Annotated in this window: 4 protein-coding genes and 1 pseudogene; 2 read left to right on the top strand and 3 right to left on the bottom strand. The window is 38.3% G+C overall.

Annotated elements, in window-relative coordinates:
* Positions 1-11: 11 nt before the first annotated feature.
* The 3 genes and pseudogenes from flgN to flgA all read right to left on the bottom strand — a co-directional run bounded on the left by flgN (position 12) and on the right by flgA (position 1,538).
* Positions 12-443 carry a flagellar export chaperone FlgN gene (gene flgN, locus P20439_RS03990; protein ID WP_036932872.1) on the bottom strand — a complete coding sequence of 144 codons (432 nt, stop codon included), beginning with the start codon at positions 441-443 and terminating at the stop codon, positions 12-14.
* Complete coding sequence (flgM, locus tag P20439_RS03995) at positions 436-756, bottom strand: flagellar biosynthesis anti-sigma factor FlgM (protein ID WP_008464803.1); 321 nt, start codon at positions 754-756, stop codon at positions 436-438. The genes flgN and flgM overlap by 8 nt, the downstream gene beginning before the upstream one ends.
* A 75-nt stretch (positions 757-831) precedes the next feature.
* Positions 832-1,538 (bottom strand): annotated as a pseudogene (gene flgA / locus P20439_RS04000) (flagellar basal body P-ring formation chaperone FlgA).
* Positions 1,539-1,676: 138 nt separating this feature from the next.
* Between flgA and P20439_RS04005 the strand changes: the two are divergent.
* Entirely contained in the window at positions 1,677-2,609 is a 933-nt protein-coding gene (locus tag P20439_RS04005) for a chemotaxis protein CheV (RefSeq protein WP_008113063.1), read from the top strand.
* 20 nt (positions 2,610-2,629) lie between these two features.
* Positions 2,630-3,460 carry a protein-glutamate O-methyltransferase CheR gene (locus tag P20439_RS04010; protein ID WP_008464808.1) on the top strand — a complete coding sequence of 277 codons (831 nt, stop codon included), beginning with the start codon at positions 2,630-2,632 and terminating at the stop codon, positions 3,458-3,460.
* The last annotated feature ends 5 nt before the right edge of the window (positions 3,461-3,465 follow it).

The following is a 3,465-nucleotide window of genomic DNA, read 5'->3' on the forward strand; positions in this document are numbered from 1 at the left end:
TGGGTAATAATTTAGGCTTTTAGGTTACGTACAATACTGTTATCAGTATTTACAACGCTGCCAGCTTGGTCGTAGGTCATCGATGATGGCGCACCAATTAAAATACCTTTCAACTGTTTTACACTTAACTGTGCCTGATGTGCTGCGTGAGCGTTAACTTCATTTTGTTTTTGACATTGCTCAAGCTTAGTTCTGGTCAGCTTTATTAAGTCAGCGTTTTCATCTGTTTGCTGATCATTACTGGCAATCAGTTTACTTAGTTCTTTATCTAGGGTGCTTATACTGGTTAAAAAAGACATTTTTTGTTGGGCAATTTCTTTTAAACCTTCGCCTCGACGAGAAGCAATAGCATTAAGCTCTTGAGTAAGAAGCTCACTCAAGGTTGTTAAACAATTAATTTGTTCGTTTAGTTTAATCGTAATTAAACTATTGTGATCAGCCATAAACATTAAACTCGAAATCTGCTAAGTTTTTGGCAAGTTTCTCACTATCTATTTGATACTTGCCTTCGGTAATGGCTTTTTTAAGTTCAGCAACTTTATTACTGTCAAAACCTGAAGACTGCTCTGCTTTTTCTTGCAAAGATTTTAGTTGCTTGGCTTGCGGTGTTAAGCTCACCGAGTCACTTGCAGCTTTAGGTGAAGGCGTTTGTGCAGCCTGTGTATTTGCATTATCTCTTTTTAAATCAACTTTTTGCTGTTGAGTGTTCGTTAAAACACCAGACTGTTGATTTGATTTATTTACTTGACCGACCATGATAAAAACCCGTTTATTACCCAACTGATGCCTATATATCGGCATTTACTAAAGATACTTTAGCATAAATTCACATTAAATATTTACTTGCACAGACTCTACACCATCTACTCGTGCATTTAAAACTTTACCTGTTTTTTGTTTTCTACCCGTACTTGTTCACCTAAGGTTCCATCCTCTAATGCAACACCCGTCGTTTTTACTCTTAACCCTTTAATATTAGCAAAAATGTTGACAGAGTCGCCTTTGCAAACCATACAAATTTGATTGAGCAGCACAGGCATACCTTCACGAATATTACGTTTACTGCGACTACCAATAAGTAGCGCAGGATCATCAAGGTACTGAACACGTATAAAGTGCGCAGGGCGCATATCAATACTTAAATGGGATGGAGTAATTACTTCACCTCGTGCTAAATTAGTAGTTGCAACAACAACAGGTGCTGATTCAGTGATTCTGACATGAACGTATTGTGCCCAGTTGTCACTATCGTTACATTTTATTTGAATGGTGACTTGACGATTAAAAGGGGGCTCGCTTGGCGTTACTAACTCTGGCTCAGAGTTACAATGGCGATCGGGTATGCGGCTATCTAACGGTAATGCGCTAAACTGTATTTTGTTATCATTTGTAGTTACTGCTTTTTGAGCAACATAAGATACAGCCATTTCTTGAAGCGATTCTTTGCTAAATACTTGAGCCTTTAGTGGCAAAGTGAAGCAGAGGCTAGCAAGAAAATAAAAAACACTGTATCTTCTGGTTTTTTTTAACAAACTCATAATGTTTCGACTATGCTTATGGTTGCAAACAGGGTATAAATATTTTGCGTCAGAATTTAGACGCCCCCGTTGTGTTATGACGCTTTATTAATTGAAAGCAATTATCGTTCCTTATATTTGTTTTCTTAGGAGATTTAAATGGCCGGTATTTTAGACTCAGTAAACCAGCGTACTCAGTTGGTTGGGCAAAACCGCTTGGAATTATTGTTATTTAAGCTTAACGGGCGTCAGCGCTTCGGCATTAATGTGTTTAAGGTGAGAGAAGTTCTTCAATGTCCTCCATTAACGAGCATGCCAAAATCTAACGCTTATATTCGTGGTGTAGCGCATATTCGAGGCCAAACTATTTCTGTGATTGATTTATCTATGGCTGTTGGCGGGCGACCTATAAAAAGCATAGAGGATGGCTTTATTATCATTGCAGAATATAACCGCACAGTGCAGGGCTTTTTAGTTGGTGGTGTTGAGCGAATTGTTAATATGAACTGGGAAAAAATAATGCCACCGCCATCAGGTGCGGGTCGCTATTCTTATTTAACAGCCGTCACTGAAATTGAAAATGAACTGGTAGAAATACTTGACGTAGAAAAAATCTTAAACGAAATTTGCCCAGTGAATACTACCGTGAGTGATGATGTTGCTGCTCAAGGAAATATACAAAAAGACCTAGGTGAAAGAATTGTATTTATTGCCGATGATTCGGCCGTGGCACGAAATCAGGTTAAACGAGCGCTAGAGCCTTTAGGTGTTACTACTGAGCTTGCTAAAAATGGTAAAGAAGCTCTAAGAAGACTAAAAGAAATTGCAGAGCTTGATTGCGTTAATGATATTACAGAGCGTGTAGGGTTATTAATTTCTGATGTAGAAATGCCAGAAATGGATGGCTATACACTCACTGCAGAGATTAAAGCCGATCCTAAACTTGCACCACTTCATGTTATTTTACATACATCTTTAAGCGGTGTTTTCAATCAAGCAATGATTGAAAAAGTAGGTGCTGACGATTTTATTGCAAAATTTAACCCAGACGAGCTTGCTACAGCCGTTAATAAGTGGGTTCATTGTGATTAATAAACACAGGTGTTATTGATTTGACTAATAAAGATTTGCAGCAAAAAGAATACGATCAATTTCGCTTATTTTTAGAACAACAGTGCGGTATTGTTTTAGGTGAAAATAAGCAGTATTTGGTTAAAAGCCGTTTGGCGCCATTAATGACGCGATTTAATGTTGATTCGTTATCTGAACTGGTAACTAAAACGCTAGGTGTGCATGAGCGCCAGTTACGTGCTGCCGTTGTTGATGCGATGACAACCAATGAAACATTGTGGTTTAGAGATCAATATCCGTTTGAATTGCTTAAAACCAGATTATTCCCTGAATTTAAAGCGTTGAATAGACCGTTAAAAATATGGTCTGCTGCGAGCTCTTCAGGCCAAGAACCCTATTCAATTGCTATGTCGGTGGCTGAGTTTCAATCCAGCAGCCCTGGTGTTTTAAAAATGGGTGCACAAATAATTGGTACAGATATATCAAATACCATGCTGGATATGTGTAAACACGCTGAATATGACGCATTGGCATTGGCTCGCGGACTCTCTGCTGAACGCCGTAAGAAGTTCTTTAAAGACAGCGGCAATGGTATGGCACAAGTGGTTGACTCATTAAAAAAACAAGTGAGCTTTCGGCATTTAAATTTACTCGACTCGTACGCCTTGATGGGTAAATTCGATATTATATTTTGCCGTAATGTTTTAATTTATTTTTCACCTGAAGTGAAAGCTAAAATAATTGCACAATTTTCTCAAGCACTTAACCCTAAAGGGTATTTGTTTTTAGGTGCGTCGGAGTCTATGTCTGGCTTAAGTACGGACTTTGATATGGTGCGCTGTAACCCCGGTATTATTTACCAAAAGAAATAACATTC

It is taken from the genome of Pseudoalteromonas sp. BSi20439 (assembly GCF_000241165.1).
GTDB lineage: Bacteria > Pseudomonadota > Gammaproteobacteria > Enterobacterales > Alteromonadaceae > Pseudoalteromonas.